Origin of the sequence: Paramesorhizobium deserti, assembly GCF_001558695.1 — a bacterium.
GTDB lineage: Bacteria > Pseudomonadota > Alphaproteobacteria > Rhizobiales > Rhizobiaceae > Paramesorhizobium > Paramesorhizobium deserti.
Genome location: NZ_LNTU01000001.1, coordinates 199,689 through 224,728 on the forward strand (window position 1 = coordinate 199,689; position 25,040 = coordinate 224,728).

The window sequence follows — 25,040 nt, forward strand, 5'->3', positions numbered from 1 at the left end:
CCCTTTTGCTGTTGCTGACGAGGCGAGATTATGGGCGATACCGGGTTAACAAACACTGACTTTACGCAGGCATCGGAACCGTTTCAACTCTTCGCGCAGTGGCTTTCCGACGCAACGAAATCAGAACCCCACGACCCCAATGCGCTGGCGCTCGCCACCGTCGACGAAGACGGCATGCCCAATGTCAGAATGGTACTTCTGAAGGATTTTGACGAGAGCGGATTCGTCTTTTACACAAATTATGAAAGTAAAAAGGGGCAGGAAATACTTGCCTCGAAAAAGGCCGCCATGTGCTTTCACTGGAAGTCGCTGCGCCGGCAGGTGCGGGTGCGCGGGCCGGTGGAGGAGGTGAGCGCGGAAGAGGCGGATGCCTATTACGCCTCGCGCCCGCGCGGCAGCCGCATCGGCGCCTGGGCCTCGAAGCAGTCGCGCCCGCTCGAAAGCCGCTTCGCGCTGGAAAAGGCGGTCGCCGAATATTCGGCGCGCTATGCCATCGGCGATATCCCGCGCCCGCCCTACTGGTCAGGCTTCCGCATCCGGCCGGTTTCCATCGAGTTCTGGCACGATCGCCCCTTCCGCCTGCACGATCGGGTGCTCTTCACCCGCGCCGCGCCGGAAGGCGAATGGGAAAAGGCAAGGCTTTATCCGTGAGATAGTGAGATAGTGAGATAGTGAGATAGTGAGATAGAAAAATAGCCCTCTATCTCACTGTTCACTACTCACTATCTCACTAAACAAGCGGCTTCAGCACCACCCAGAGCGCGCCGAATACCAGCCCCAGGAAGATCAGCCAGCCGACGATATTGTTCGATTTGAAGAGCCGCAGGCATTGGTCGTGATTGTCGATGTCGAGCACGGCGATCTGGCGATAGAGATGCGCGCCGGCGGCGAGCAGGCCGGCGAGCGCCGGCATCGGCACCTCGGCGACCGCGAAGGCCCCCATGAAGAGCGCCAGCGCACCGCCATAGAGCACCAGCAGCGCCTCCTTCGTCCTTGAGCCGAAGAGCCGGGCGGTGGAGCGGACGCCGACCAGCGCATCGTCCTCCTTGTCCTGATGGGCATAGATCGTGTCATAGCCGATGGTCCACAGGATCGCGCCGGCATAAAGCAGGAGCGGAGAGAGAGCCAGACTCCCCCTATCGGCCGCCCAGCCCATGAGCGCACCCCAGGAAAAGGCCAAACCGAGAACGAATTGCGGCCAGTTGGTGATCCTCTTCATGAAGGGATAGGCGGCGACGATCACCAGCGAACTGATGCCGAGCAGGATGGTGAACGTGTTGAACTGCAGGAGCACCGCCAGGCCGACCAGCGCCTGCAGGACGAGGAAGATCTTGGCCTGTTTCCGCGTCACCTGCCCCGAAGGCAGCGGCCGCGAGCGGGTGCGGGCCACCTGGTCGTCAATATCCTGATCGACCAGATCATTATAGGTGCAGCCGGCGCCGCGCATGGCGATGGCGCCGACGAGGAACAGGACGAGATGCCATAACGAGGGAAGCACGCTCCAGGCGTCGGCGCCGGGCCTGGCCCCCGCCGCCGCGACGAGCGCCGCCGACCACCAGCAGGGCCAGCGCAGCAGTTGCCAGCCGATCGGCCTATCCCAGCGCGCCAGTTGCGCATAGGGCCACAGAGATTGCGGCAATACGCGGTATACCCAGTGACCGGAAGGCGCGTCCATGACGCGGCCGCGCGCGATGCGCGACTGGATATCCGACTTGGCATTCGGTTGCGGCATGCTGTTTCCGTTCCTGCGGCCTGGTTATTGCCGACTTTTTTGGGCAAATACCGCCAGTGCTCTTGCTCCATCGCCCTGCGGACCATAGAGACCTGAGTTCAGTAAGCACTTACTTATTTCGCGCAGATGGAGCAAGGCCCATGAAAGTCCTGTTGATCGGTTCGGGTGGACGCGAACACGCGCTGGCATGGAAGATCGCCGCTTCTCCGATGCTGGATACGCTCTATTGCGCGCCCGGCAATCCGGGCATCGCGGATGTTGCGACCTGCGTCCCGCTCGAGGTTTCGGATCATGCGGCGGTCGTCGCCTTTGCCAAGGAAAAGGGCATTGATCTCGTAGTGGTGGGACCGGAAGCGCCGCTTGTCGCCGGCATTGCCGATGATCTGCGCGCGGCGGGGATCAAGGTGTTCGGCCCCTCCAAGGCTGCGGCGCAGCTTGAGGGCTCGAAGGGCTTCACCAAGGATCTCTGCGCCCGCTTCGATATCCCGACCGGCGCCTATGGCCGCTTCAACAATGCGCCGAAGGCGAAGGCCTATATCCGCGAAATGGGCGCGCCCATCGTCGTCAAGGCGGACGGGCTTGCGGCCGGCAAGGGCGTGGTCGTCGCCATGACGCTTGATGAAGCGCTCGACGCGGTCGATGCCTGTTTCGAGGGTGTGTTCGGTCAGGCGGGCGCGGAAGTGGTGGTCGAGGAATATCTCGACGGCGAGGAGGCGAGCTTCTTCTGCCTCTGCGATGGCAAGACGGCGCTCGCCTTCGGCACGGCACAGGACCACAAGCGGGTCGGCGATGGCGACACCGGCGCCAATACCGGCGGCATGGGCGCCTATTCGCCAGCGCCTGTGATGACGCCGGAAATGATCGAGCGTACCATGCGCGAGCTGATCGAGCCGACCATGCGCGGTATGGCGGAGATCGGCGCCCCCTTCTCGGGCATCCTCTTCGCCGGGCTGATGATCACGAAAGACGGGCCGAAGCTCATCGAATACAACACCCGCTTCGGCGATCCGGAATGCCAGGTGCTGATGATGCGGCTGAAGGATGATCTGCTGCTGCTCTTGAACGCCGCCGCCGACGGCATGCTCAACCAAGTTTCGATCCGCTGGAGTGAAGACCCGGCGCTGACGGTGGTGATCGCGGCGAAGGGCTATCCCGCCGCGCCCGAAAAAGGCAGCGTCATCAAAGGCGTGGACGAGGCGACAAAGCTGCCCGACGTGCAGATCTTCCACGCCGGCACGGCGGTGAAGGACGGCGAACTCGTCGCCAATGGCGGGCGGGTGCTCAACGTCACCGCCACCGGCAAGACGGTTGTCGAGGCGCAGGAACAGGCCTACGCGGCGGTCAAGGCCATCGACTGGCCCGGCGGCTTCTACCGCTCCGACATCGGCTGGCGCGCGGTGGAGCGGGAGAAGGCGTGACGGTCCATATTTTGATGGAATTGCTCGCCATGGATATTCTGAACTGTCGTGGGAATGGAAGCGTAGAGGAATGGATCCCAGTGACAAGCACTGGGATGACGGGTTGAGGTGCCTTCGCTTTAGCGAGAACCGTTGTGGAAGCGGATATGTTGGAGATTATTCGGTGACAGCCACCCCATCCGTCATCCCAGTGCTTGTCACTGCGATCCATTCCTCAACGGTAAAGTTGCCGCTACATACGAGAAACGGAGCCTCATCACTTCAGTAAAAAAGTGAAATGCTCCAACAAGTTCAATCCTCCTCATGCAGGTCTTCAAATAATTCGCCAACGGAATCGAGCTGCTTCAAGCCGCCACGCTCGATCTCGGCAAAGGCGGGCTGCGTTTCCGCGTTTGATCCCTGACACGGGATTGCCATTTGCCGCATGATTTCGGCCGTCTCTCCGTCTGCGGGAAAAAAGGATTCAATCACGAGTTCCGAAAGCGTGATGTCGACCGCCGTTCCGAAAACGGTCGTGGTGGAGATGAACGAAAGCGTTCCTTTTTCCGTGGCAAGCATGAACGGCACCGCGATTGCGTTCAGCACCGTATCACCCCGGTAGGGCTTTGCGCCAACCGGCACCGGATAAGATTTGATCTCCTCGACAAGCTCCATCAGCGCGGCGTCAGGCAAATGGTCCATCTGGCTAACGAGACGTTCGATCACATGCGCGCGCCATTGGCGATAATTGACGATGCGGGGACCCAAGCCTTTCGGGTGAAGGCTGAGGCGCAGGACATTGACCGGCGGCGAGAGCAGCGCTGCATCAACGCCCTGGAGCAGGAAATCGACGGCGCTATTGGCCGAAACCAAATTCCACCGGCGGTCCACGGCAAGGGCCGGATGCGGCTCATGGCCTTTCAGAATGAGGTCAACCGCCCGCCTGACCGTTTCGAGTTCGGGATCATCGAGCGCACGCTCGCGATAGATCGGCGCATAGCCGGCGGCGAGCAGCAGCGCGTTGCGCTCGCGCATGGGAATATCGAGATGTTCCGCCAGATGCAGCACCATTTCCCTGCTCGGCTGCGAGCGCCCGGTTTCGACGAAGCTCAGATGCTTTTGTGAAATTCCGGCCTCGGATGCGAGGTCCAATTGGCTGAGACGCCTCGCTCGGCGCCAGGACTGGATGAGATTTCCGACGGGGGCAGATGTCTGGGTCATACACCCAGACTATCATGAATGAGCACAGTTTCTATTATCTCTGATGTAATCGACTTGCGGCGCGCTGCCGGGGATATTCGCCCCGTTCCATGAAACCAAAAGGAAGAAAATCATGACCGCATATGCCGCAGCCCTCTTGCACAACGTCAAAATGGGCGCCGATATCGTCGAATATCTCCGGAAAATCGATGAAACGCTCGCGCCTTTCGGCGGACATTACATCATCCACGGCGGCGAAAAGACCGTGCTTGAAGGCGAATGGCCGGCCGACCTGATCGTCATCGGCTTCCCTGACATGGAACGCGCCCGCGCCTGGTACGCCTCCCCTGCCTATCGGCAGATCATGCATTTGCGCACCGACAATTCGGAAGGCAGCGTCGTCCTTCTGGATGGTGTCGACGAAAACCACAAAGCCACAGATATATTGGCTTGATTGGCACAGGCGAACCAGCGGCATTATTGACGTTTACGTAATAAGCCGATAGCACTTCTCCGAGGCAGGAAAATGGATGGGCGTTCGCATCGCGAGCGCCCGACGCGCTGCGGAGGAGATCTGATGTATCGTGCGCCCGTCAATGACATCGCCCATGTGCTGAAACAGGTCGCGGGGCTGGAGGAAGCGCTTGAACAGAAGCGCTTCGGCGATCTCTCCGGCGACCTCGTCGACGCCATTCTGGAAGAGGCGGCGAAATTCGCCGCCGAGCGGGTCGCTCCCTTGCGGGAAACCGCCGACAAGCATGGCGCGACGCTGAAGGACGGCGTAGTCACCACCGCGCCGGGCTGGAAGGAGCTCTACCGCGACTGGGCGGCGGGCGGCTGGAACGCGTTGACGGGCGCGGAGGAATATGGCGGACAGGCGCTGCCGATGATGCTTTCGGCGGCCGTCTCCGAGATGTGGAATGCCGGCTCCATCGCGTTCGCGCTGGCGCCGATGCTGACGATGGGCGCCGTCGAGGCACTGGAGAAGCATGCCTCGGACGAACTGAAGGCGCTTTATTTGCCGAAGCTCATTTCCGGCGAATGGACCGGCACGATGAACCTGACGGAGCCGCAGGCGGGCTCCGATCTCGGCGCGCTGCGCACCCGGGCAACACGCAATGGCGACGGCACATACAGCCTCTTCGGCCAGAAGATCTTCATCACCTATGGCGAGCACGATATGACGGACAATATCGTCCATCTGGTGCTGGCGAGGCTGCCCGACGCGCCTGATGGCACCAAGGGCATATCGCTCTTCCTGGTGCCGAAGTTCCTGGTCAATGCCGACGGCTCGCGCGGGCGGCGCAACGAAGCGTTCTGCGCCAGCATAGAGCACAAGCTCGGCATCCACGCCTCCCCCACCTGTACCATGATCTATGGCGACGGCACGTCGGGCGAAGGCGCGACGGGCTGGCTGGTTGGCGAGGAAAACCGCGGCCTCGCCTGCATGTTCACAATGATGAACAATGCCCGGTTGCTCGTCGGCATGCAGGGCGTCGCGGTGGCGGAAGCCGCCTACCAGAAGGCGCTCGCCTTTGCCCGCGAAAGGCGGCAGGGCCGCGCGCCCGGCGCAAAACCGGGCAACGAGATGAGCCCGATCGTCGAGCATCCCGATATCCAGCGCATGCTCTTGACCATGAAAGGGCTGACGCAGGCCGCCCGCTCCATCGGCTATGCCTGCGCCCATGCGCTCGACATGGCGCGCACGGGCGACGGCGAGGAGGCGCGCCACTGGACGGACCGCGCCAATCTCCTGACGCCAGTAGCAAAGGCATTCGCCACCGATATCGGCGTCGAGGCCGCCTCGCTCGGCATCCAGATCCATGGCGGCATGGGCTTCATCGAGGAAACCGGCGCGGCGCAGCTCCTGCGCGACGCACGCATCGCGCCGATCTATGAGGGGACCAACGGCATCCAGGCGATCGACCTCGTGCAACGCAAGCTGCCGCTCGACAACGGCGAGCATGTGAAGGGCTATATCGCCGAGCTGCGTGCCATCGTCGACCAGGCCGCTGCCTCAAACTGCACCAAACTGGGTGATAGCGCCGGGTGCCTGACCTTCGCCATCGCCGATCTCGAAGAGGCGACGCTGTATCTGCAGCAGGCGCTGGCCGAGGGCCGGCAGGCCGAGGCGCTCTGCGGCGCGACGCCCTATCTCCGGCTGTTCGGCCTTGCGGCCGGCGGCGCCTATCTCGCCAAGGGCGCATTGACCAGCGAAGATGCGGGGCGCGCCGTGCTCTGCCGCTTCTATGCGGAAAACCTGCTGAAGGAGACGGCGGCACTGAAACATTGCGTCATGAACGGGGCGGACAGCCTCATCGCCGCCGGCGCGACGCTGCAGGATTGAGGCCTATCATGTCCGAGCACATCAAGATCGAACGCAGCGGTGCGGTGCAGATCATCCGCATCGCCCGACCGGAGAAGAAGAACGCCCTCACCCGCGCCATGTATGCCACGATGGCGGAGGCGCTGCGCGCGGGCGACGCCGATGAGGCGATCCGGGTTCATGTCATTCTAGGCCAACCCGGCGCTTTTTCCGCCGGCAACGACATGCAGGATTTTATGGCCGCTGCGATGGGCGGCACGATGGGCAACGAGGTACTGGATTTTCTCGGCGCTCTCTCGACGACGAAGAAGCCTGTCGTCTCCGGCGTCGACGGCCTTGCGATCGGCATCGGGACGACGATCCATCTCCATTGCGACCTGACCTTCGCCACGCCGCAATCGCTGTTCCGCACGCCCTTTGTCGATCTGGGGCTGGTGCCGGAGGCGGCGTCCAGCCTCATCGCCCCGCGCCTGATGGGCTATCAGAAGGCATTCGCACTGCTGGCGCTGGGGGAAGGGTTTTCGGCTGAAGCGGCAAGAGAAGCGGGGATCGTCCACCGCATCGTCGAGCCTGAGAAACTCGAGCCTGCTGTTTTGGAAGCAGCACAGGCAATCGCCGCTCGCCCGCCAGAGGCGATGCAACTGACAAAGGCGCTCTTACGGGCATCGGACGAGCCGGTTGGCGAGCGGATCGCACGCGAGGCGAAACACTTTGCCGAGCGCCTCACCTCACAGGAAGCGCGCGAGGCGGTGACGGCGTTTCTGACGAAGAAGAAGTGAATCTAAATGTTGGGGCATGGACCCCAGTGACAAGCACGGGGACCCATGCCTCAACGGTGCCATTGCCTCACCGTAAACAGCAAATCCAGCCCCGCCCGTTACCTCTTGCGAATCGCATAAGTCTGTGCTTATGTGTTATCCATGATGGACAATGAGATATTCCGGGCTTTGGCCGACCCAACCCGCCGCGCGATCTTCGAGAAGCTGGCGGCGGGAAGGATGAACGCAAGTGCTTTGCGGGAGGGCATGGAGATCAGCCAGCCGGCCATGTCCCAGCACCTTTCGGTTCTGCGGACTGCCGGGCTCGTGAAGGAAGAACGACAGGGACGTTTCATGAACTATGAGGTCGATCCGGAAGGGCTGGCTCTCATCGCGGAGTGGCTGGCGAAATATCGCGCCTACTGGCCGCAGCGCATCGAAGCTCTCAAGGTCTTGCTGAAGGATATGGATCAATGAACGATGGAAAGACCGTCGAGCGGAACAACCAGATCGAGATGGAGTTCGAGATCGATGAACCGCCGCATAAGGTCTGGCGCGCAATCAGCATGCCGGAGTTTCGGGAGACTTGGCTGCCGAACGATGCGCTGGCCGACCGGCAAGCGGCCGCCATCACACCCGGTGAGGAAGTCAGCTACCGGATGCGGGAGCCTGAGGCTCCCTTTACCGAAAGCCTTGTCACATTCCGGATCGCCCCGAACGGGAGTGGAGGGACCTGCCTGCGGGTCATCCATGAACTTGACGATGCAAGGACCAAACGGGTGATGACGGCCGCGGCCAACAGCAACAGCCCGCTCCTCATGCTCGCCGCCTGACGCGGCAGAAGCTTCCGCCAATTCTAGAAGATGGAGTTCGCCGATGCGCGAAGCGATGCAACTCGTCCCTATGGTCGTGGAACAATCCTCAAGAGGGGAGCGATCCTTCGATATCTATTCCCGTCTTCTTCGCGAGCGGATCATCTTCCTGAACGGTGAGGTGAACGACGCTGTTTCAGCGCTCGTTTGCGCGCAGCTTCTGTTTCTCGAAGCGGAAAACCCGAAGAAGCCGATCGGCCTCTACATCAATTCGCCGGGCGGCGTGGTGACCAGCGGTCTTGCGATGTACGACACCATGCGCCTCATCCGCGCGCCGGTGCATACGCTGTGTATGGGGACAGCCCGTTCGATGGGGTCATTCCTCTTGATGGCAGGAGAACCCGGAGAGCGTGTCGCATTGCCCAACGCCAGCATCCATGTTCACCAGCCATTGGGCGGTGCCCAGGGGCAGGCGTCCGATATCCTCATCCATGCCGAGGAAGCGTTGAAAACGAAACAGCGCATGACCCGGCTTTACGCCAAGCATTGCGGACGCTCCTATGAAGAGTTCGAGCGAGCCATGGACCGCGACTTCTTCATGACGGCGGAGGAAGCCGTGGAATGGGGGCTGGTGGATCGAGTGCTGGCGGTGCGGGAGGGTTAGAGCGCCCTCTCCGCCGTCATTCTCGGGCTTGTGTGAGGCTCAAGTGGAGGCAAGCCGCCTGCGGTTAGCCTCCACATATTCTTTTATCTCCGCGCAATGATCTCCGTGCCTGAAATCACCAGCCGCACTCCGAGATGGCCGGTCTTGCGGCGTGCGAGGAAGCGCGGACGGCGGCGGCGGGGCTGCTGTCCCTGGCGGCGCGGCTGCGGCTGGGAAACGCCGACGGGGCCCATGCTTTCCTCCAGCGGGCGGGCAACGCCATCTTCCTCCACCAGCATCATCGGCAGGTTGAAGGCGGCCGACCAGGCGCGCCAGTCGGCGGCCACATCGTCCAGATCATGGGCCACCAGAAGCGGCACCGATAGCTGCGGATCGGCATGCATCAATTCCAGCGTGACGGTGATCTGGCCGTATTCATCCTCCACGGCGCGGGCCGTGACGCCCTGAAAGGCGCGGGCCGGCAAGGCGATGGACATCGGCAGCCCGCTCGCCGGCAGAATGCGGCGGATCACTGCGCCGCGCTCGTTGATGGTGAAGGTGATATCACCTTCCTCGTCGCGCGTGGCATAGCTCACCACCTGCGGAAAATGAAACGGGTCGAGCCGCAATTCGCGGCCGGCCCACACTGGCTTAAGCCCTTGATTCATCATGTTGACGCCTCTGTCTCTCCCGAGAGCCGGTATTCCGGTCTCCCTGCCAATCGGACCGTTTTCGGCCTCGTTGAGATCAAGAATAGGCGCGCTTTGTTACCGCCGGGCTTAATTATTTCGGTTAAATTTTCCTGATTTGGCGGATGGTTATCAGAACGGAACCCGGTGTAAGACTTTAGCAAGCCGGGTAAAGAAAAGCTGAGCGATGGGGTGTGGGGAGGTGCCCCACTCTGACCTGCCGGCCATCTTCCTCCTCTGCGAACGGTTTTCCGTTTGAACCGTTCAGGCATGGATCCTCGGGTCGAGCCCGAGGATGACAATTGCAGGGATGTTTTCCGCTAATCGTCAGCGTTGGGGCCAGGCGCAAACCTCTCCAGTCCGTCATCCGCGGGCTTGACCCGAGGATCCATTCCGGAACACCGCCGCTCCAACCACCCGCCCGGCCATGCCATTCAAAGCGTCTTGCCCGGGTTCATGATGCCCGCCGGATCGAAGGCTGATTTGATCTTCTTCATCAGGGCGAGCGCCACCGGGCTCTTGAAATGCCTGAGTTCCTCGCGCTTCAACTGGCCAATGCCATGCTCGGCGGAGATCGAACCACCATAGCTCGCCACGATGGTGTGGACCCGGTGATTGACCTCGCTCCAGCGGGCGAGGAAGGCCTCTTTGTCGGCACCCACCGGCTGCGAGATGTTATAATGAAGATTGCCGTCGCCCATATGGCCGAAGCAGACGATGCGGGCGCCGGGGATCATCTCCAGAACCGCCCTGCCCGCCTCTTCAATGAAGGCGGGGATGGAGGCGACCGGTACGGAGATATCGTGCTTGATCGAGCCGCCTTCCGGCTTCTGCGCCCAGGACATCTCCTCGCGCATCTTCCAGAACATCTGCTCCTGCGCCACGCTTTCGGCAATCGCGGCATCCTGCACGAGATCGGCCTCATAGGCCTCCGTCAAGATCGTCTCGAGGATTGCGCGGGCGTCATCAGAAGACCGTGAAGAGGAAATATCGATCAGCACATACCATTCATGCGGGTTCTCCAGCGGATCGCGCGCGCCCTCGACATGTCGCACGGTGAACTCGACGCCGATGCGCGGCATCAGCTCGAAGCCGGTCAATGCCGGGCCTGCATGCTCGGTGGCGATGCCGAGGAGTTTCAGGGCATCGGCCGGGCTCTTCAACCCCGCATAGGCGACGCCCTTGCCCTTGGGCTGCGGATAGAGCTTCATCACCGCCGCGGTGATGACACCCAGCGTGCCTTCCGCGCCGATGAAGAGGTCCTTCAGATCGTAGCCGGTATTGTCCTTCTTGACGTAGCGCAGGTCGTCGAGGATTTCGCCCGTCGGCAGCACGACCTCGAGCCCCAGGCAAAGCTCACGGGTGTTGCCATAGGCGAGAACCGCCGTGCCGCCCGCGTTGGAGGAAAGATTGCCGCCGATCTGGCAGGAGCCTTCCGCGCCCAGCGACAGCGGGAAGAGCAGGCCCGCCTCCGCCGCCGCATCCTGCAGTACCTTCAGCACCACGCCGGCCTCCACCGTCGCCAGATTGCCTGCCGTATCAATCGAGCGGATGCGATTCATGCGCGACAAGGACAGGACAATGGAGCGGCCGCTTTCATCCGGCTGCTGCGCGCCGACAAGGCCTGTATTGCCGCCCTGCGGGACAACCGGCGTGCCGGTCTCGGTGGCGAGTTTGAGGATTTGCGCGACTTCTTCCGTGGAGCCGGGGCGCAGCACCATGGCGGCGCGGCCGTGATAGAGATCGCGCTGCTCGATGAGATAGGGCGCGATATCCTCGGCTGCGGTGAGCGCGTTCTTCTCGCCGACGATGGCGGCAAAGCGGTCGAGAATAGTCGGCTGGATGGTCATGGCTTCGAACCTTGTTTTAGAAACGTCAGCGGGACAGCGCCCCCCTTGCGGGGGAGATGTCCGGCAGGACAGAGGGGAGCGTCTAGAACCAACGTCTCCATCTGAAAACTCTAACTTCGCGGAGCCGCGGCGCGGGCGAGCCGGTCGTTGATCGCCTCGCCCAGCCCGTCATGCGGGATCGGCTCGACGGCAATCGTCGCCGCGCCTGTCTGGTCAAGCTTCTTCATATAATCGAAAAGATGCACCGCCGCCTCGCGCAAATTCCCCGTTTCGCTCAGGTTGAGCGTGCGCGCGGCATTTTCCGCCCCCTTCGCCCGCGAGGGCCCGAAAGCAAGCAGCGCCTCGCCGGGCGCGAGCTCGCGCGCATTAAGCCGCATGCCCGCCCGTGGCGCATAGTGGGAGGCGAGCATGCCGGGCGCCTCAATCGCGGCGCGCTGGTCGGCGCGCTTGAGCCGCTTCCCGGTCAGCGCCTCGATCTCCTCCGCCGGCAGACCGCCGGGACGGAGCAGCGATATGGCGTCGCCCTCGACCTTGATAATGGTCGATTCCAGCCCGACCGGGCACGGCCCGGCATCGAGGATCAGGTCCACCTTGCCGCCCAGATCCTCGGCCACGGCCTCGGCCGTCGTCGCGCTGATGCGGCCTGACGTGTTGGCGCTGGGGGCGGCGAGCGGCCGATCGAGCGTGGCGATCACCTCCGCCGCGGGCCCGCGCGGCATGCGCAGGGCGAGCGTGGAGAGCCCCGCCGTCACCAGCGGATGGACCTCGGCACTGCTTTTAAGAGGCAGCACCAGCGTCAGCGGCCCCGGCCAGAAAGCATCGATCAGGCGACGCGAGACGGGATCGATCTCGACGAAACGCTCGGCCATACCGGGGTTCGACACATGGCAGATCAGCGGGTTGAAACGCGGGCGGCCCTTGGCCTCGAAGATGCGCGCCACGGCCAAGCCATTGGTGGCGTCGGCGGCAAGCCCATAGACGGTCTCGGTGGGGATGGCGACGAGCCCGCCCTCGCCCAGGACTTTGGCCGCGCGGGCGACCGCCTCGTCATCTATGCCTATTATGTCGGTCAAATCCGTTCTCCTGCCGGCACTTGCCTACACAAGCGCTCCAAACGGCGCAAGCCGATCGTCGGGATCGTTAAAATTCTAGGGATCGCGGAGATGGGATCGCAAGGTCCGGGTGCTAGGACTGCCGTGCTTATTATGCGGGGGGTGAATAATGTTATCTCGATTCATCGCGATATCGCTGCTGGCGACGGTATCAGTGACGGTGGCCTATGCCGGCTCGATCGAAACGCCGGCTGCGCCGGAGCATATCCGCTCCATCGATTATGTCGGCTACGACGGCATCGACGCCGCGGGCAATCCGATCTGTAACGCTTGCGAGGCAGAGAAGGCCGCAAAGGCGGCGAAGATGGCAGCGCTCGAAGCGCGGCGCAAGCGGGCGCGGGACTATATGGCCCGCATGCAGGGCCAGGAGCCGGCGAGCGCAGTGGGTGGGGCACCGGCGGATGTGGTCAAGGTCGATACGATGCCGGTTGGGGCACTGCCGGATGAGGCGCTGGAAAAGATGGAATTGCGGGCGGGGCAGTAGCGCGCTGACACTCTCTTGACGTCGGTGCAATACTCCCTCTCTTGAATTTTCTACGACTTAGCCTGCACTCGCTTTGCTCGCTCCAGCTAAGATCGTGAAAATCCTTTCTCCCCCGCAAGGGGAGAGATACCGCTGCATCCGCACCCTGCCAATCGCCAATGTCTGCAATTCGCCGAAGCGTCGATGCCCACCCCTTATCTCCCCCTTGCGGGGGAGAAAGCGATCTCAACATCTTAAGTCGGAACGCAGTGAAACGGAGTGCAGGCTTAAGTGTTAGAAATCGCAAGAGAGGGGGCTATTAAGCGCAACGTTCACCCCGCGATCTTCGAAAAATCCGCGACCTTATCCGTTGTCTCGCGGATGCGCGCCAGAAGCGCCAGGCGATTGGCTCTTATCGATTCATCCTCGTCATTTACGAGGACTTTTTCAAAAAATGCATCAACCGGCTGGCGCAGCTTGGCGAGCGCGAGCATGGCGCCGGAAAAGTCTTCCTTTTGAATCGCTTCGGCGGCGTCCTTCTCAGCCTGATTCACCGCCACGAAAAGCGCCTTCTCCTCCTCTTCGCGGAAGAGCGCGGGATCGACGGTAGCCGCCACCCGCGTGCCCTTCTTCTCCTCGGCGGCGAGGATATTGGCGGCGCGCTTGGTGCCGGCCAGAAGGTTCTGCCCGTCCTCGGTGTTGATGAAATAGATCAGCGCTTCGACGCGGCGGGCGATGAGCAGGAGATTGTCGGCGTCGGGCGTGAGGACTGCATCGATGGCGTCATAGCGCGCGCCCTGATCGCGGAGATAGACCTTTAGGCGGTCGTGGAAGAAGGAGAGAAGGTCTTTAATAATCTCAGGGCGAGTGAACAGAATCCACGCCTGCACGTCCTTGTCTTTTGGGCAGACTCGCTCTGATGGATAAAGTTCGCTGGCAAGGTTCAAAATTTTTAGAAGATCGAGACGAAGATCATTTTCGAGAATCAAACGGATTATGCCCAGCGCTGCACGACGGAGCGCATAAGGGTCCTTCGAGCCCGTTGGCTTTTCGTCAATCAACCAGAAACCCATGAGCGTGTCGAGCTTGTCGGCGAGCGCGACGGCGATTGACACGGGATCAGTCGGTACGCGATCACTTGGGCCGAGCGGCTTGTAATGTTCCTCGATCGCGGCGGCGACAGATTCATCCTCGCCCTGCAACAGCGCGTACTTCCGGCCCATGCCGCCCTGCAATTCGGGGAACTCGCCCACCACTTCGGTCGTGAGATCAGCCTTGGCAAGAACCGCCGCGCGGTCGGCCAGCTCCGGATCGACGCCGACGAGCGGCGCGATCTCGCGCGCGAGGCGCCGGATACGCTCGACGCGCTCGCCCTGCGTGCCGAGCTTGGCATGGAAGGTGACATCAAGCGCATCGAGACGCGCCATGCGCTGGTCGAGCGGTTTTTTCAGATCAAGGCCGAATTTCTCGGCCGAGGTCTTCAGCTTGTCGACATCGGGCAGATCGGCCTGATCAGTTTTCCAGAAATAGAACGCATCGGAAAGGCGGGCGCGCACCACTTTGCCGTTGCCATAGGCGATCTCCTTGCCGCCGTCCTTCGCCTCGATATTGGAGATGAGGATGAAGCGGTTGGAGAGCGCTTCGCTTTCGCCCTGCTTGCGCGTGACGAAGCATTTCTGGTTGGCGCGGATGGTCAGGCGGATGACTTCCGGCGGGATCGCAAGGAACTCCTGCTCGAATTCGCCCATCAGCACCACCGGCCATTCGACAAGGCCGGAAACTTCCTCCAGCAGTCCCTCATCCTCGACCAGCTCAAGGCCGGAGGCAAAGGCGAGGTTGCGGGCGTCGTCGAGGATCATCTCCTTGCGGCGGTCGGCATCGAGCACGACCTTCGCCTTTTCCAGCTTGGCGACATAATCCTCGAAGCGGCGCACGGTGATCGGCTCGCCGTCGCTCATGAAGCGGTGGCCGTAGGTGACATTGCCGGAGCGGATGCCGTCGACCGCGAAATCGACCACCACCGGCTCCTCGGTCTCGGGGCCGAAGGTGCAGAGGATCGATTGCAGCGGGCGCACCCAGCGCAACGAGCCTGATTTGGCCGAGGCCGCGCCCCAGCGCATCGATTTCGGCCAAGGGAAATCGCGGATCACCCGCGGCATCAGCTCGGCGATGATCTCTTCCGCCGCGCGGCCCGGCTTGACAATATGGGCGACGTAGAAATCGCCCTTCTTCGGGTCGGTATGGACATGGGCCTCAGAGATATCGCTGAGGCCGGCGGAGCGCAGGAAGCCCTGGATCGCCTGTTCCGGCGCCTTGGTGCTGGGGCCCTTGCGCTCCTCGTGCACATCCTTCGAGCGGATGGTAAGGCCGCGGATATCGAGCGTCAGCCGGCGCGGCGTCCAGTATTCGCGCGCCGCCTCATAGGTCAGCCCCGCCTCGACCAGGCCGTCGGTGACGAGCTTCTTGAGATCACCCGCCGCTTTTCTTTGCATACGCGCGGGGATTTCCTCGGAGCGAAGTTCGAGAAGAAGGTCGGGCATGTTACGCAGCCTCGTTCTTATAGTTGAAGCCGCCCGCATCGGTCAGCAGGAAGGCCTCGCCGCATTGCCGGGCGAGATTGCGCACGCGCAGGATATAGCTCTGGCGCTCGGTGACGGAGATGACGCCGCGGGCGTCCATCAGGTTGAAGACGTGAGACGCCTTGATGCACTGGTCATAGGCCGGGAAAACGGATTTGTGCAGCGAATTCTCGCCGGTACGGCCGGCTTCCAGAATGGCCGCGCATTCGCGCTCGGCATCGATGAAGTGCTGGTGCAGCACGTCCGTGTTGGCCATCTCGAAATTATAGCGGGAATATTCCTGCTCGGCCTGCAGGAAGACCTCGCCATAGGTGACCTTCTCGTCGCCTTCGAGGCCATTGAAGTTGAGGTCGTAGACATTGTCGACGCCCTGCACATACATGGCGAGGCGCTCCAGGCCATAGGTCAGCTCGCCCGAAACCGGCGCGCATTCGATGCCGCAGACCTGCTGAAAGTAAGTGAACTGCGAGACTTCCATGCCGTCGCACCAGCATTCCCAACCGAGGCCCCAGGCGCCCAGCGTCGGGCTTTCCCAGTCGTCCTCGACGAAGCGGATGTCGTGCAGCAGCGGATCGAGGCCGATGGCCTTGAGCGAGCCGAGATAAAGCTCCTGAAGGTTCGGCGGGGATGGCTTTATGATCACCTGATACTGGTAATAATGCTGCAGCCGATTGGGGTTTTCACCGTAGCGGCCATCCTTCGGGCGGCGCGACGGCTGGACATAGGCCGCCTTCCAAGGCTTCGGCCCCAGCGAGCGCAGCGTCGTCGCGGGGTGGAAGGTGCCGGCGCCCACTTCCATGTCGTAAGGCTGCAGGATGACGCAACCGTGCTCGGCCCAATAATGATGGAGCGTCAGGATCAGCCCCTGGAAGGAGCGGGTCGGATGCATATGGTCGGGCAGCTTGACGGACACGGGGAGGCCTCGTGGAAATTCAGGATGGCCACGTCCTAGTTTGTCAGCCCCGCAGGGTCAAGCATCATGGGGCCGGTGCGCTTCATCTCACCCCCCTCTGTCCTGCCGGACAGAGGGGGGTGAGAATATGCGCGCCTACGCCCGTCTCCCGTCCTACTCCGCCGCCGCCTTGCGCGGATCGGCATCCGCCGGCAGGCCTTTCTTCAGCTTTTCTTCGATCTTCACCAGTTCTTCCGGCTCGGGCTTCGAGGCGACCGCATGGTTCCACTGGAAGGTCGCTTCCAGCTTGCGGCCGGCGCGCCAGTAGGCATCGCCGAGATGGTCGTTGATGGTGGCATCCTCTGGGCGCAGCTTCACCGCCTTTTCCAGTTCGGTGACCGCCTCGTCGTAGCGGCCGAGGCGATAATAGGCCCAGCCCAGCGAATCGACGATATAGCCGTCCTGCGGGCGCAGCTCGACCGCCTTGCGGATCATATCGAGCGCCTCGTCCAGATTGGTGTTCATGTCCACCCAGGAATAGCCGAGATAGTTCAGCACCTGCGGCTGGTCGGGATAAAGCTTGAGCGCCTCGCGGAAATTCGGCTCCGCCTTGTCCCATTCCTTCACCCGCTCATAGGCGATGCCGCGCTGGTAGAAGATCGCCCAGTCGTCGCGGGTCGGCGTGCCGATCTCCTTGACCGCTGCATCATAGGTTTCGGCGGCGTTGCGGAAATCCTTCTTCTGGGCGTAGACGCCGCCCAGCGCCAGATAGGAGCGGATATCCTTCCTGTCCTTACCAAGCAGCGTCTTGAGATGCTTGATCGACTCATCGGTCTTGCCGGTTTCCGCCAGGTTGAGGCCAAGCTGCATTTCCGCATCACGCCGGTAGACCGAATCCTTGGGCACGCGGCCGTAATATTCAATCGCCTTTTCCGGCTGCTGCAGCTTGGCGGCGATATCGCCGAGCTGGAACAGCGTGGCGTCGTGACCGGGGCGGAGCGGCAGCGACATCTGCAGGTAGAGCTTGGCGAAAGCCTCGGCGCCGCCGCGATTGATCGCCGTGCCAAGCGTATAGAGCACTTCCGCCGCGCCCTGCTGCGGCGTGGAAACCAGCGGCTTCAGCTTTTCGCCCTTGTCGAGCTTCTCACGCACCTCGCGCAGGGCAAGCCTGCCCGAGAGCTGCTCGGCCGCCTGATCGAGCAGCTCGATCGCGCCCTGCCTGTCTCCATTGCGCGCCTTGAAGGCGGCATAGGCCTCGACGATGCGCTCATAGGTATCAGGAGCCGCACCGCCGCCGGAGCGGTCGTCGATCGCCTGCTGATAGAAGTCGCTGGCGACCTCCTTCTCACCCGCCATATCCGCGATGAGGGCGGCGTTATAAGTCTTGAACAGATTGTACCATTCAGGCCCCTCGAGCTTTTCCAGCGCGTCGAAGGCATCCTTGGTCTTGCCCTCGCCGGCGATCGCCCAGGCCCTCATCAGCCCCGTGGACAGGCGGTCCATGTCCGATTGCAGCGAAAGCATCAGAAGCGGCCCGGCCTTGCGGTATTGCTTTCTGGAAATGGCGTCGATGGCGAGCGCCACGCGCGAGAAACGCTCGATCTCCGGCACGTTCTTCAGCTCTTCGGCCAGCGGCAGCGCATCCCTAAATTTGCCATCGGTCAGAAGCGCGATGAGCAGGTTCTGCTTCATCGGCTGGTTGGAGGGATCAAAGGCCAGAGCCTGACGGTAATAGGCGACGGCGGTATTGAGATCATTGTCGCCTTCGGCGACGCGCCCGGCGAGATAGGCCCCGGCGAAGGATCCCGTGCGGATCGGGTTGTCGCTGGTCTTGGCGAGCACGGTAGGCACTGGCAGCGCGACACCGGCCACCGCGGCAAGAAGCAATCCGTAAAGAGAAGCGTAGATCGGGCTGCGCCGCATTCGCTATTCCTTTTTCATCATTCGAGCGCGCCTGCGCGTGGGACAGGCAATCAAAGCAAAGAGGCACCGCAAGGATGGCCTTTTTGCGAACAGGACGCAAGAAAAGCCGCTTTCACTGAAGTAAATCGCCCTCGACGGTGAAGCCGGATCAATTCACCCGGCTGATGCAGAAATCGATCACGTCGATGAGCGCGTCCTTTTCCGGCGTGGCGGCCAAGGGGGCCAGCGCATCCCTGGCGATTTCGCCGAAATGGCGGGCGCGCTGCACCGTATCGGCGATGGCGCCGTAACGGGTCATCAGGCCGATCGCCTTTTCAAGCGCGGAATCGTCGTTGGCGCCCTCCTCGATCGACTTCTTCCAGAAGGTGCGCTCCTCCGCCGTACCCCTGCGGTAGCTCAAGAGCAGCGGCATGGTGATCTTGCCCTCGCGGAAGTCGTCACCGACATTCTTGCCGAGGTCACGCGCGCTGCCGCCATAATCGAGCGCGTCGTCGACGAGCTGGAAAGCGAGGCCGAGATTGAGGCCGTAGGAGCGCAGCGCCACCCGATCGGCGCGCGAGGCGCCGGCGATGATCGGCCCCACCTCGGCGGCGGCGGAGAAAAGCGCGGCGGTCTTGGCCTTGATGACCGCCAGATACTCATCCTCCGTCGTCTCCATGTTCTTGGCCGCGGCAAGCTGCATCACCTCGCCCTCGGCGATGATGGAGGCGGAGGTCGCCAGCACGTCGAGCGCTTCGAGCGAGCCGACATCGACCATCATCTTGAAGGCCTGACCGAGGAGGAAATCGCCGACGAGCACGCTCGCCTGATTGCCCCAAATGGTGCGCGCAGTGCTTTTGCCGCGCCTGAGATCGCTTTCATCCACCACATCGTCGTGAAGCAGGGTGGCGGTGTGCATAAACTCGACCGAGGTGGCGAGCTTGACATGCCCGTCGCCTTCGTAGCCGCACATGCGCGCACTGGCCAGCGTCAGCATCGGGCGCAGGCGCTTGCCGCCGGAGGAGATCAGATGGTTCGCCACTTCCGGTATCATCTCGACGTCCGATCCCGCCTTCGACAGGATCAGCTCGTTGACCCGGCCCATGTCGGCCTTCGTCAGATCGACCAGCGGCTGGATCGATCCTTCATGTTTTTTCTTCTCGTCGAGGCTGAGAACTACACCCAATGCCATTACTCCTCGGAACGCAGCGCCCGCCCGGACGCCAAATGACGTTCCATCCCTTTGAATTCGCGCAAGATAAGCATTAACGCTTGTCGTGCGCCACATTATTGAAGCAGACCTTCATGCTCAAGGCGCAAAATGTCCATAAACGACGGCCGGCGAACACGCCATGCTCACAATTCCGACATGGCGCAGTTGTCAACGCCCGCGCAAACTGCATTCTATGCATATGATCGAACTCATGCGAACCAACGACCTTGTGCTGATTTCCTTTGCGGAAGCGCTTCTGGCAGAGGCGGGTATCGGCTATTTCGTCGCCGATTCGAATATGAGCATCATCGAGGGGTCGCTCGGCGTGCTGCCGCGCCGCCTGATGGTGGATGCGGCAGAGGCAAAGCGTGCCCGCCAGCTTCTTATCGACGCCGGGATCGAGCACGAATTGCGGCCGCAGGTTTAATATGAGCGCCCTGCCCCAGCGAAACGGTCCCTCACCGGACGATACGGCGGAGACCCTGGATGTCTTTCACCGGGGCGCCTTCCATCTCGTGCAACCGGCGCTGAAGGGGCATCGGGCGGGCGTCGACGCCATGATCCTGGCAAGCGCGGTGTCCGACGGATTTTCCGGAAAGCTCGTCGATCTCGGCGCGGGCGCGGGCGCGGCAGGGCTTGCGGTGGCGGCGCGATGTCCTTGCGCGCATGTGACGCTGGTGGAGCGCTCCGCCTTCATGGCAGAATTTGCCCGCAAGACGCTTGCGCATCCCCTGAACGCGGATATTGCGCAGCGCGCGACGCTCGTCGAGGCTGATGTGACGCTGGCCGGGCGGGCGCGCGGCGCCGCCGGCCTTCCCGACAACGCTTTCGATTTCGCGATCATGAACCCGCCCTTCAACGCGGAGGCCGATCGCCGCACGCCGGATGCGCTGAAGGCCGAGGCGCATGTCATGCCGAAGGACATGTTCGAACAGTGGATCAGGACGGCGGCTGCGATCGTGAAACCCGGCGGCGGCATAGCCATCATCGCGCGGCCCGTCTCGATCGGCGAGATGCTCGCCGCCCTTTCCGGCCGCTTCGGCGGACTGACGCTCGTTCCCGTTCAGCCGCGCCCGGACGAGGCGGCAATCCGCATCGTGATGTGCGGGTGGCGCGGCAGCCGCGCCAAAATGACGCTCGCCCCCGCCTTAGTGCTGCATGGCGGGCGTGGTAACGCGTTTACGGAGCGCGCCGACGCCATCAATAATGGCCGAAAAGGGCTTTTATAACGGGCCAATTTTTGCGAGAAGCGGCGTACTTCAAAATCAAGTCCGCTATTTTTCCAGATTGGAACGATGAACTTATGAACGATGTCCCCAGCCTGATCCGCCCGCCGTCAGTTCTGCGCCGCTTCCTGGACAGTGAGGCATCCGGCGGTATCATATTGATGTTTGCCGCCGCGCTGGCGCTGATCGTCGCAAATTCGCCCCTCGCCGAAACCTATTTCCATGCGCTTCATATCTATATAGGCGGCCTCAGCCTCCTGCACTGGATCAATGACGGGCTGATGGTCATCTTCTTCCTGCTGGTGGGGCTGGAAATCAAACGCGAGTTCCTGGACGGACAGCTGGCGAGCTGGTCAAACCGCATGCTGCCCGGCATCGCGGCAGCCGGCGGCGTCGCGATTCCCGCGCTCATCTTCGCTTACCTGAACTTTTCCAACCCGGAGACCATCCGAGGCTGGGCGATCCCGTCGGCGACCGATATCGCCTTCGCGCTCGGCGTCATCTCGTTGCTCGGCTCACGCGTGCCCACGAGCCTCAAGGTGTTTCTGGCGACGCTCGCCATCCTGGACGATCTCGCGGCCGTCGCCATCATCGCGGTCTTCTATACCTCCGATATCGCGATGCCCTATCTGGGCGCCGCCGCCGCGGCAACGCTGGTGCTCATCGTGCTCAACCGCATGGGCGTGATGAAGCTCCTTCCCTATCTGATCGTCGGCGCGGTTCTCTGGTATCTCGTGCTGCGCTCCGGCGTGCATGCGACGGTCGCCGGCGTCATCCTGGCGATGGCCATTCCGCTGCGCCCGGCGCCGGGCAAGCCCGACGACATGACCTCGCCGCTGCATAAGCTCGAGCATGCGCTCTCCAACTGGGTGTCGTTTCTCATCGTGCCGATCTTCGGCTTCGCCAATGCCGGCGTATCCTTTGCCGGGGTGGATGCCACGGTCTTCAGGGACACGCTGACGCTCGGCATCGCGCTTGGCCTTTTCATCGGCAAGCAGGTGGGTGTCTTCGGCGCCGCATGGCTTTCCATCAAGCTTCGCCTGACCGCAAAGCCGATGGGCGCGACCTGGGCCCAGATCTATGGCGTGTCGCTGCTGTGCGGCATCGGCTTTACGATGAGCCTGTTCATCGGGCTTCTGTCATTCCCGTCCGATCATATGCAGGACGAAACCAAGATCGGCGTCCTGACCGGATCGATCCTTTCTGCCGTCTTCGGCTATCTGGTGCTGCGGTTTTGCGGAAAGCGCAAACCGGAGCAGGAAGAAGAACTGATCGGCTAAAGGGAAACATCCCGCACAGATCCACGATGTCGCATGGAAATGCCCCGCCGATCCTGTCGGCGGGGCATTGTGCTTTCATATTTCGCACCTACATGCGAAAGGCGTTTTACAGGGGTAACTTCCTGTCAGCAAAAGTAAGGTAATCCATCACGAGCAGAGCGCCCCTCATGGCGTTCCGGAAATTCTGCCTGGAGTAGCGAGTGGCCCGTTTTCTTTCCCGTTTCCTGCCGCGCCGGCTTCGATCGGACCATATCGAGATTCCCGTGGTGCGCCTGCATGGCGCAATCATGACGGGCGGCGCGCAGTTCCGCCCCACGCTTTCGCTGGCGACCACGGCCGGCGTGCTCGAAAAGGCCTTTGCCGAGAAGGATGCGCCGGCTGTGGCGCTCTCCGTCAATTCGCCGGGCGGCTCGCCGGTTCAGTCACGGCTGATCTTCCGGCGCATCCGCGACCTGGCCGAGGAGAAGAACAAGAAGGTCTATGTCTTCGTCGAGGATGTCGCGGCTTCGGGCGGCTACATGATCGCGGTCGCGGGCGACGAGATCATCGCCGATCCGTCCTCCATCCTCGGCTCGATCGGCGTCGTCTCCGCCTCCTTCGGCTTTCAGGACCTGATCAAGAAGATCGGCGTGGAGCGCCGCGTCTATACGGCAGGCAAGAACAAGGTGGCGCTCGATCCTTTCCAGCCGGAAAAGAAGAGCGATGTCGAGCACCTCAAGAGGCTGCAGCTGGAGGTGCACGAGACTTTCATCAATCTCGTCAAGGAGCGGCGCGGGGCGGCGCTCGCGGACGATCCGGATCTTTTCACGGGGCTGTTCTGGTCGGGCGAGAAGGCGCTTTCACTCGGACTTATCGACGGGCTCGGCGACATGCGCTCGCATCTGCGCCGGGAATACGGCCCGAAGACCAGGCTGAAGCTGATCCAGCAGCCGCGTGGGCTTCTGGGCTGGCGCACGCCATCCGTCGGCGGGCTTCACAAATCGGACGCATTGGCGCAAGCTGCAGCGGGTGCGACGGAAGGCCTGCTGTCTGCAATAGAGGAAAAAGCCCTATGGTCGCGCTACGGGCTTTGACAAAGACCCGGATGCCGACAGAAGGCGGGTTTGAAGGTTTGAGGCAATGCCGCAGCTTATCTTTTTCATCCTCATCGGCTTGATCGCCTGGTATGGCTACCGCTCGTTCAAGCGCGAGGCCGCTCGGGTTTCGCAGCGGGTCCGCCAGGCCGAGAAGGAAGCGAGCAACCGGGCGCACGGCACGCTGGTGCAGGACCCGAAAACGGGCGAATACCACGTGCGCGAGGATTGACCTCGTGCTATCCCGGCTTGGCATATGAACAGGCATATTTCCCCGCTCCCGGCGCACGCGAGCGTCTCCCTCCTCGCCCCCGCCAAGATCAACCTTGCCCTGCATGTCACGGGCCGGCGCGACGACGGCTATCATCTGCTCGAAAGCCTGGTGGCATTCGCCGGCTTCGGTGACCAGATCGATGTCTCGTTGTCGGCGCAGGACTGTTTCACGGTGACAGGGCCGTTCGCGCAGGCCGTACCGACGGATGCGACGAACCTGGTTCTCAGGGCACGCGACGCACTGCGCGCGCGTTTTCCGACAAAGGCGCGGCCGGTCGATATCCGCCTGGACAAGCGGCTGCCGATCGCCTCCGGCATCGGCGGCGGGTCGAGCGATGCGGCGGCCGCGCTCATCGCGCTCAACCGGCTGTGGGCGCTCGGTCTCGACATTGAGAGCCTCTGCGAGACCGGGCTTTCACTCGGCGCGGACCTGCCCATGTGCCTGCACGGCCAGCAGAAGGGCCTGCCGCTCCTCGCGCGCGGTATCGGCGAGGCGCTTCAACCCGTTCCCCGCTTTCCTTCGCTGCCGATCGTGCTGGCCAATGACGGCACAGGGCTTTCGACACCGCGTGTCTTTGAGGCGCTATCGCGCCGGGACAATCCGCCGCTCCCCTCCCCGCCTGATTTCTCGACTGTCGAAACTGTCTGCACCTATCTCCGGCAGACGCGCAACGATCTCTATGCCGCGTCGCTGACGCTCGCCCCGGCGCTTGCCGGCCTTCTCGATCTTTTTGCCGAGTCCGGAGCGCGCTTTGCGCAGATGTCCGGATCGGGAGCCACCTGCTTTGCGGTCTTCCACGACAACGCGGCGGCGGTGCGAGCGGCGGCGTTCCTCAAAGCACGCAATCCGCAATGGTTCGTGGTGGCGACGGAAACAAGGCACGCATCGGAGTGAGCGAGATGGCAAGCGAAACACGTCCCTTCATTCCCGTCGGCATCGCGGTGCTGACGGTGTCGGACACGCGTACGCTCGCCAACGACAAGTCCGGCGACACGCTGGTGGAGCGGATCGTCGAGATGGGACACAGGCTCGTATCGCGGGATATCGTCACCGACGATCAGGAGAAAATCCGCGATAAGGTCCTCTTCTGGTCCCGCGATCCCAATGTCGACGTCATCGTCACCACCGGTGGCACCGGCTTTACCGGGCGCGACGTGACGCCGGAGGCGCTCGAACCGATCTTCGAAAAGCGCATGGACGGCTTCTCGGCGGTCTTCCACCGCATCTCCTATGACAAGATCGGTACGTCGACGATCCAGTCGCGGGCGACCGGCGGCGTCGTCAACGCCACCTTTGTCTTCGTGCTGCCGGGGTCGCCCGGCGCATGCCGCGACGCCTGGGACCATATCCTGCAGTCCCAGCTCGACTATCGCCACAAGCCCTGCAATTTCGTAGAGATCATGCCGCGGCTCAGCGAGCATCTGAAGCGCCAAAAGGCCTGAGCGACTGTCGATCGCCGCAATCGTTCCGCCCTGCATCTCCTTTTGAAGCAAAGACAACAAGACGCCAGGAGAAACGCCTTGGCTGGAGGTCCATCCCCCGTTTGCGCCATCCCACCGGAACGTTGCCCCGGTGTGGCCGTTGTGAAAGGTCAGACGCTTTCAGAAGAGGAGTCCAGA

Annotated in this window: 24 protein-coding genes and 1 pseudogene; 16 read left to right on the top strand and 9 right to left on the bottom strand. The window is 62.3% G+C overall.

Going from position 1 to position 25,040, the window contains the following annotated elements; all coding sequences use genetic code 11:
- The first annotated feature begins 30 nt into the window (after positions 1-30).
- Positions 31-651: a pyridoxamine 5'-phosphate oxidase gene (gene pdxH, locus ATN84_RS00910; protein ID WP_068879665.1), complete on the top strand. Its 621-nt coding sequence runs from the start codon at positions 31-33 to the stop codon at positions 649-651.
- Between the two features lie 79 nt (positions 652-730).
- On the opposite strand, the gene ubiA is transcribed toward pdxH, so the two are convergent.
- Positions 731-1,732, bottom strand: coding sequence for a 4-hydroxybenzoate octaprenyltransferase (ubiA, locus tag ATN84_RS00915; RefSeq protein ID WP_068879666.1), 1,002 nt, complete (start codon positions 1,730-1,732; stop codon positions 731-733).
- A gap of 140 nt (positions 1,733-1,872) precedes the next feature.
- On the opposite strand from ubiA, the gene purD reads away from it, so the two are divergent.
- Complete coding sequence (purD, locus tag ATN84_RS00920) at positions 1,873-3,150, top strand: phosphoribosylamine--glycine ligase (protein WP_068879667.1); 1,278 nt, start codon at positions 1,873-1,875, stop codon at positions 3,148-3,150.
- 408 nt (positions 3,151-3,558) lie between these two features.
- Here the strand turns inward: purD and ATN84_RS00925 are convergent.
- Positions 3,559-4,350: pseudogene (locus tag ATN84_RS00925) on the bottom strand (helix-turn-helix domain-containing protein); the annotation flags it as partial.
- A gap of 112 nt (positions 4,351-4,462) precedes the next feature.
- Here ATN84_RS00925 and ATN84_RS00930 point away from each other — a divergent pair.
- From ATN84_RS00930 to ATN84_RS00955, 6 genes are all read left to right on the top strand, one after another.
- Positions 4,463-4,783, top strand: a complete 321-nt coding sequence (locus ATN84_RS00930; RefSeq protein ID WP_068879668.1) for a DUF1330 domain-containing protein — start codon at positions 4,463-4,465, stop codon at positions 4,781-4,783.
- A 123-nt stretch (positions 4,784-4,906) separates the two neighbouring features.
- Complete coding sequence (locus ATN84_RS00935; RefSeq protein WP_068879669.1) at positions 4,907-6,676, top strand: acyl-CoA dehydrogenase family protein; 1,770 nt, start codon at positions 4,907-4,909, stop codon at positions 6,674-6,676.
- An 8-nt stretch (positions 6,677-6,684) separates the two neighbouring features.
- Entirely contained in the window at positions 6,685-7,434 is a 750-nt protein-coding gene (locus ATN84_RS00940; RefSeq protein WP_068879670.1) for a crotonase/enoyl-CoA hydratase family protein, read from the top strand.
- Positions 7,435-7,575: 141 nt separating this feature from the next.
- Positions 7,576-7,890, top strand: a complete 315-nt coding sequence (locus ATN84_RS00945) for an ArsR/SmtB family transcription factor (RefSeq protein ID WP_068879671.1) — start codon at positions 7,576-7,578, stop codon at positions 7,888-7,890.
- On the top strand, positions 7,887-8,246 hold the full coding sequence (locus ATN84_RS00950; protein ID WP_068879672.1) for an SRPBCC family protein: 360 nt from the start codon (positions 7,887-7,889) through the stop codon (positions 8,244-8,246). The genes ATN84_RS00945 and ATN84_RS00950 overlap by 4 nt, the downstream gene beginning before the upstream one ends.
- Before the next feature lie 43 nt (positions 8,247-8,289).
- Entirely contained in the window at positions 8,290-8,889 is a 600-nt protein-coding gene (locus ATN84_RS00955; protein WP_068879673.1) for an ATP-dependent Clp protease proteolytic subunit, read from the top strand.
- Between the two features lie 83 nt (positions 8,890-8,972).
- Here the strand turns inward: ATN84_RS00955 and ATN84_RS00960 are convergent, their stop codons facing one another.
- From ATN84_RS00960 to ATN84_RS00970, 3 genes are all read right to left on the bottom strand, one after another.
- Entirely contained in the window at positions 8,973-9,539 is a 567-nt protein-coding gene (locus ATN84_RS00960) for a DUF6101 family protein (protein WP_068879674.1), read from the bottom strand.
- Positions 9,540-9,991: 452 nt separating this feature from the next.
- A complete protein-coding gene (locus tag ATN84_RS00965) occupies positions 9,992-11,407 on the bottom strand; it encodes an FAD-binding oxidoreductase (protein ID WP_068879675.1) in 1,416 nt (471 codons plus the stop codon).
- 110 nt (positions 11,408-11,517) lie between these two features.
- Complete coding sequence (locus ATN84_RS00970) at positions 11,518-12,480, bottom strand: L-threonylcarbamoyladenylate synthase (protein WP_068879676.1); 963 nt, start codon at positions 12,478-12,480, stop codon at positions 11,518-11,520.
- A 148-nt stretch (positions 12,481-12,628) separates the two neighbouring features.
- Between ATN84_RS00970 and ATN84_RS00975 the strand changes: the two genes are divergently transcribed.
- Positions 12,629-13,003: a hypothetical protein gene (locus ATN84_RS00975; RefSeq protein WP_068879677.1), complete on the top strand. Its 375-nt coding sequence runs from the start codon at positions 12,629-12,631 to the stop codon at positions 13,001-13,003.
- 311 nt (positions 13,004-13,314) lie between these two features.
- Here ATN84_RS00975 and glyS read toward each other — a convergent pair whose 3' ends face one another.
- From glyS to ATN84_RS00995, 4 genes are all read right to left on the bottom strand, one after another.
- Positions 13,315-15,561 (bottom strand): glycine--tRNA ligase subunit beta, encoded by a 2,247-nt coding sequence (gene glyS, locus ATN84_RS00980; protein ID WP_425287360.1) that lies wholly within the window; start codon positions 15,559-15,561, stop codon positions 13,315-13,317.
- Positions 15,524-16,450 (bottom strand): glycine--tRNA ligase subunit alpha, encoded by a 927-nt coding sequence (locus ATN84_RS00985; RefSeq protein ID WP_068880804.1) that lies wholly within the window; start codon positions 16,448-16,450, stop codon positions 15,524-15,526. Before ATN84_RS00985 ends, glyS begins: the two co-directional genes overlap by 38 nt.
- Before the next feature lie 177 nt (positions 16,451-16,627).
- The gene (locus tag ATN84_RS00990; RefSeq protein WP_068879679.1) at positions 16,628-18,376 is read right to left on the bottom strand and encodes a tetratricopeptide repeat protein; all 1,749 of its coding nucleotides are present in this window, start codon (positions 18,374-18,376) and stop codon (positions 16,628-16,630) included.
- 148 nt (positions 18,377-18,524) lie between these two features.
- The gene (locus ATN84_RS00995) at positions 18,525-19,541 is read right to left on the bottom strand and encodes a polyprenyl synthetase family protein (RefSeq protein WP_068880805.1); all 1,017 of its coding nucleotides are present in this window, start codon (positions 19,539-19,541) and stop codon (positions 18,525-18,527) included.
- Positions 19,542-19,767: 226 nt separating this feature from the next.
- Here ATN84_RS00995 and ATN84_RS01000 point away from each other — a divergent pair, with 226 nt between their 5' ends.
- The 7 genes from ATN84_RS01000 (at position 19,768) to moaB (ending at position 24,863) form a co-directional block, all read left to right on the top strand.
- On the top strand, positions 19,768-19,995 hold the full coding sequence (locus tag ATN84_RS01000) for a putative signal transducing protein (protein WP_068880806.1): 228 nt from the start codon (positions 19,768-19,770) through the stop codon (positions 19,993-19,995).
- A 1-nt stretch (position 19,996) separates the two neighbouring features.
- Positions 19,997-20,797 carry a tRNA1(Val) (adenine(37)-N6)-methyltransferase gene (locus ATN84_RS01005; protein ID WP_068879680.1) on the top strand — a complete coding sequence of 267 codons (801 nt, stop codon included), beginning with the start codon at positions 19,997-19,999 and terminating at the stop codon, positions 20,795-20,797.
- A gap of 74 nt (positions 20,798-20,871) precedes the next feature.
- Positions 20,872-22,074, top strand: a complete 1,203-nt coding sequence (gene nhaA / locus ATN84_RS01010) for a Na+/H+ antiporter NhaA (protein ID WP_068879681.1) — start codon at positions 20,872-20,874, stop codon at positions 22,072-22,074.
- A 200-nt stretch (positions 22,075-22,274) separates the two neighbouring features.
- The gene (locus ATN84_RS01015; protein ID WP_068879682.1) at positions 22,275-23,147 is read left to right on the top strand and encodes a S49 family peptidase; all 873 of its coding nucleotides are present in this window, start codon (positions 22,275-22,277) and stop codon (positions 23,145-23,147) included.
- Between the two features lie 46 nt (positions 23,148-23,193).
- Positions 23,194-23,379: a LapA family protein gene (locus tag ATN84_RS01020; RefSeq protein WP_068879683.1), complete on the top strand. Its 186-nt coding sequence runs from the start codon at positions 23,194-23,196 to the stop codon at positions 23,377-23,379.
- Positions 23,380-23,403: 24 nt separating this feature from the next.
- Entirely contained in the window at positions 23,404-24,315 is a 912-nt protein-coding gene (locus tag ATN84_RS01025; protein ID WP_068879684.1) for a 4-(cytidine 5'-diphospho)-2-C-methyl-D-erythritol kinase, read from the top strand.
- A gap of 5 nt (positions 24,316-24,320) precedes the next feature.
- Entirely contained in the window at positions 24,321-24,863 is a 543-nt protein-coding gene (moaB, locus tag ATN84_RS01030) for a molybdenum cofactor biosynthesis protein B (protein WP_068879685.1), read from the top strand.
- Positions 24,864-25,040: the final 177 nt, after the last annotated feature.

What these genes read in the sequence shown, in the direction of transcription:
- ubiA (WP_068879666.1), bottom strand. Translation starts at nt 1,732, where the DNA reads ATGCCGCAACCGAATGCCAAGTCGGATATCCAGTCGCGCATCGCGCGC.
- ATN84_RS00945 (WP_068879671.1), top strand. Translation starts at nt 7,576, where the DNA reads ATGATGGACAATGAGATATTCCGGGCTTTGGCCGACCCAACCCGCCGC.
- ATN84_RS01005 (WP_068879680.1), top strand. Translation starts at nt 19,997, where the DNA reads ATGAGCGCCCTGCCCCAGCGAAACGGTCCCTCACCGGACGATACGGCG.
- ATN84_RS00985 (WP_068880804.1), bottom strand. Translation starts at nt 16,450, where the DNA reads ATGCATCCGACCCGCTCCTTCCAGGGGCTGATCCTGACGCTCCATCAT.
- moaB (WP_068879685.1), top strand. Translation starts at nt 24,321, where the DNA reads ATGGCAAGCGAAACACGTCCCTTCATTCCCGTCGGCATCGCGGTGCTG.
- ATN84_RS00975 (WP_068879677.1), top strand. Translation starts at nt 12,629, where the DNA reads ATGTTATCTCGATTCATCGCGATATCGCTGCTGGCGACGGTATCAGTG.
- ATN84_RS00955 (WP_068879673.1), top strand. Translation starts at nt 8,290, where the DNA reads ATGCGCGAAGCGATGCAACTCGTCCCTATGGTCGTGGAACAATCCTCA.
- ATN84_RS00935 (WP_068879669.1), top strand. Translation starts at nt 4,907, where the DNA reads ATGTATCGTGCGCCCGTCAATGACATCGCCCATGTGCTGAAACAGGTC.
- ATN84_RS00990 (WP_068879679.1), bottom strand. Translation starts at nt 18,376, where the DNA reads ATGCGGCGCAGCCCGATCTACGCTTCTCTTTACGGATTGCTTCTTGCC.
- glyS (WP_425287360.1), bottom strand. Translation starts at nt 15,561, where the DNA reads ATGCGGGCGGCTTCAACTATAAGAACGAGGCTGCGTAACATGCCCGAC.
- ATN84_RS01020 (WP_068879683.1), top strand. Translation starts at nt 23,194, where the DNA reads ATGCCGCAGCTTATCTTTTTCATCCTCATCGGCTTGATCGCCTGGTAT.
- ATN84_RS00950 (WP_068879672.1), top strand. Translation starts at nt 7,887, where the DNA reads ATGAACGATGGAAAGACCGTCGAGCGGAACAACCAGATCGAGATGGAG.
- ATN84_RS00930 (WP_068879668.1), top strand. Translation starts at nt 4,463, where the DNA reads ATGACCGCATATGCCGCAGCCCTCTTGCACAACGTCAAAATGGGCGCC.
- ATN84_RS00965 (WP_068879675.1), bottom strand. Translation starts at nt 11,407, where the DNA reads ATGACCATCCAGCCGACTATTCTCGACCGCTTTGCCGCCATCGTCGGC.
- ATN84_RS00960 (WP_068879674.1), bottom strand. Translation starts at nt 9,539, where the DNA reads ATGATGAATCAAGGGCTTAAGCCAGTGTGGGCCGGCCGCGAATTGCGG.
- nhaA (WP_068879681.1), top strand. Translation starts at nt 20,872, where the DNA reads ATGAACGATGTCCCCAGCCTGATCCGCCCGCCGTCAGTTCTGCGCCGC.
- pdxH (WP_068879665.1), top strand. Translation starts at nt 31, where the DNA reads ATGGGCGATACCGGGTTAACAAACACTGACTTTACGCAGGCATCGGAA.
- ATN84_RS01025 (WP_068879684.1), top strand. Translation starts at nt 23,404, where the DNA reads ATGAACAGGCATATTTCCCCGCTCCCGGCGCACGCGAGCGTCTCCCTC.
- ATN84_RS01000 (WP_068880806.1), top strand. Translation starts at nt 19,768, where the DNA reads ATGATCGAACTCATGCGAACCAACGACCTTGTGCTGATTTCCTTTGCG.
- ATN84_RS00940 (WP_068879670.1), top strand. Translation starts at nt 6,685, where the DNA reads ATGTCCGAGCACATCAAGATCGAACGCAGCGGTGCGGTGCAGATCATC.
- purD (WP_068879667.1), top strand. Translation starts at nt 1,873, where the DNA reads ATGAAAGTCCTGTTGATCGGTTCGGGTGGACGCGAACACGCGCTGGCA.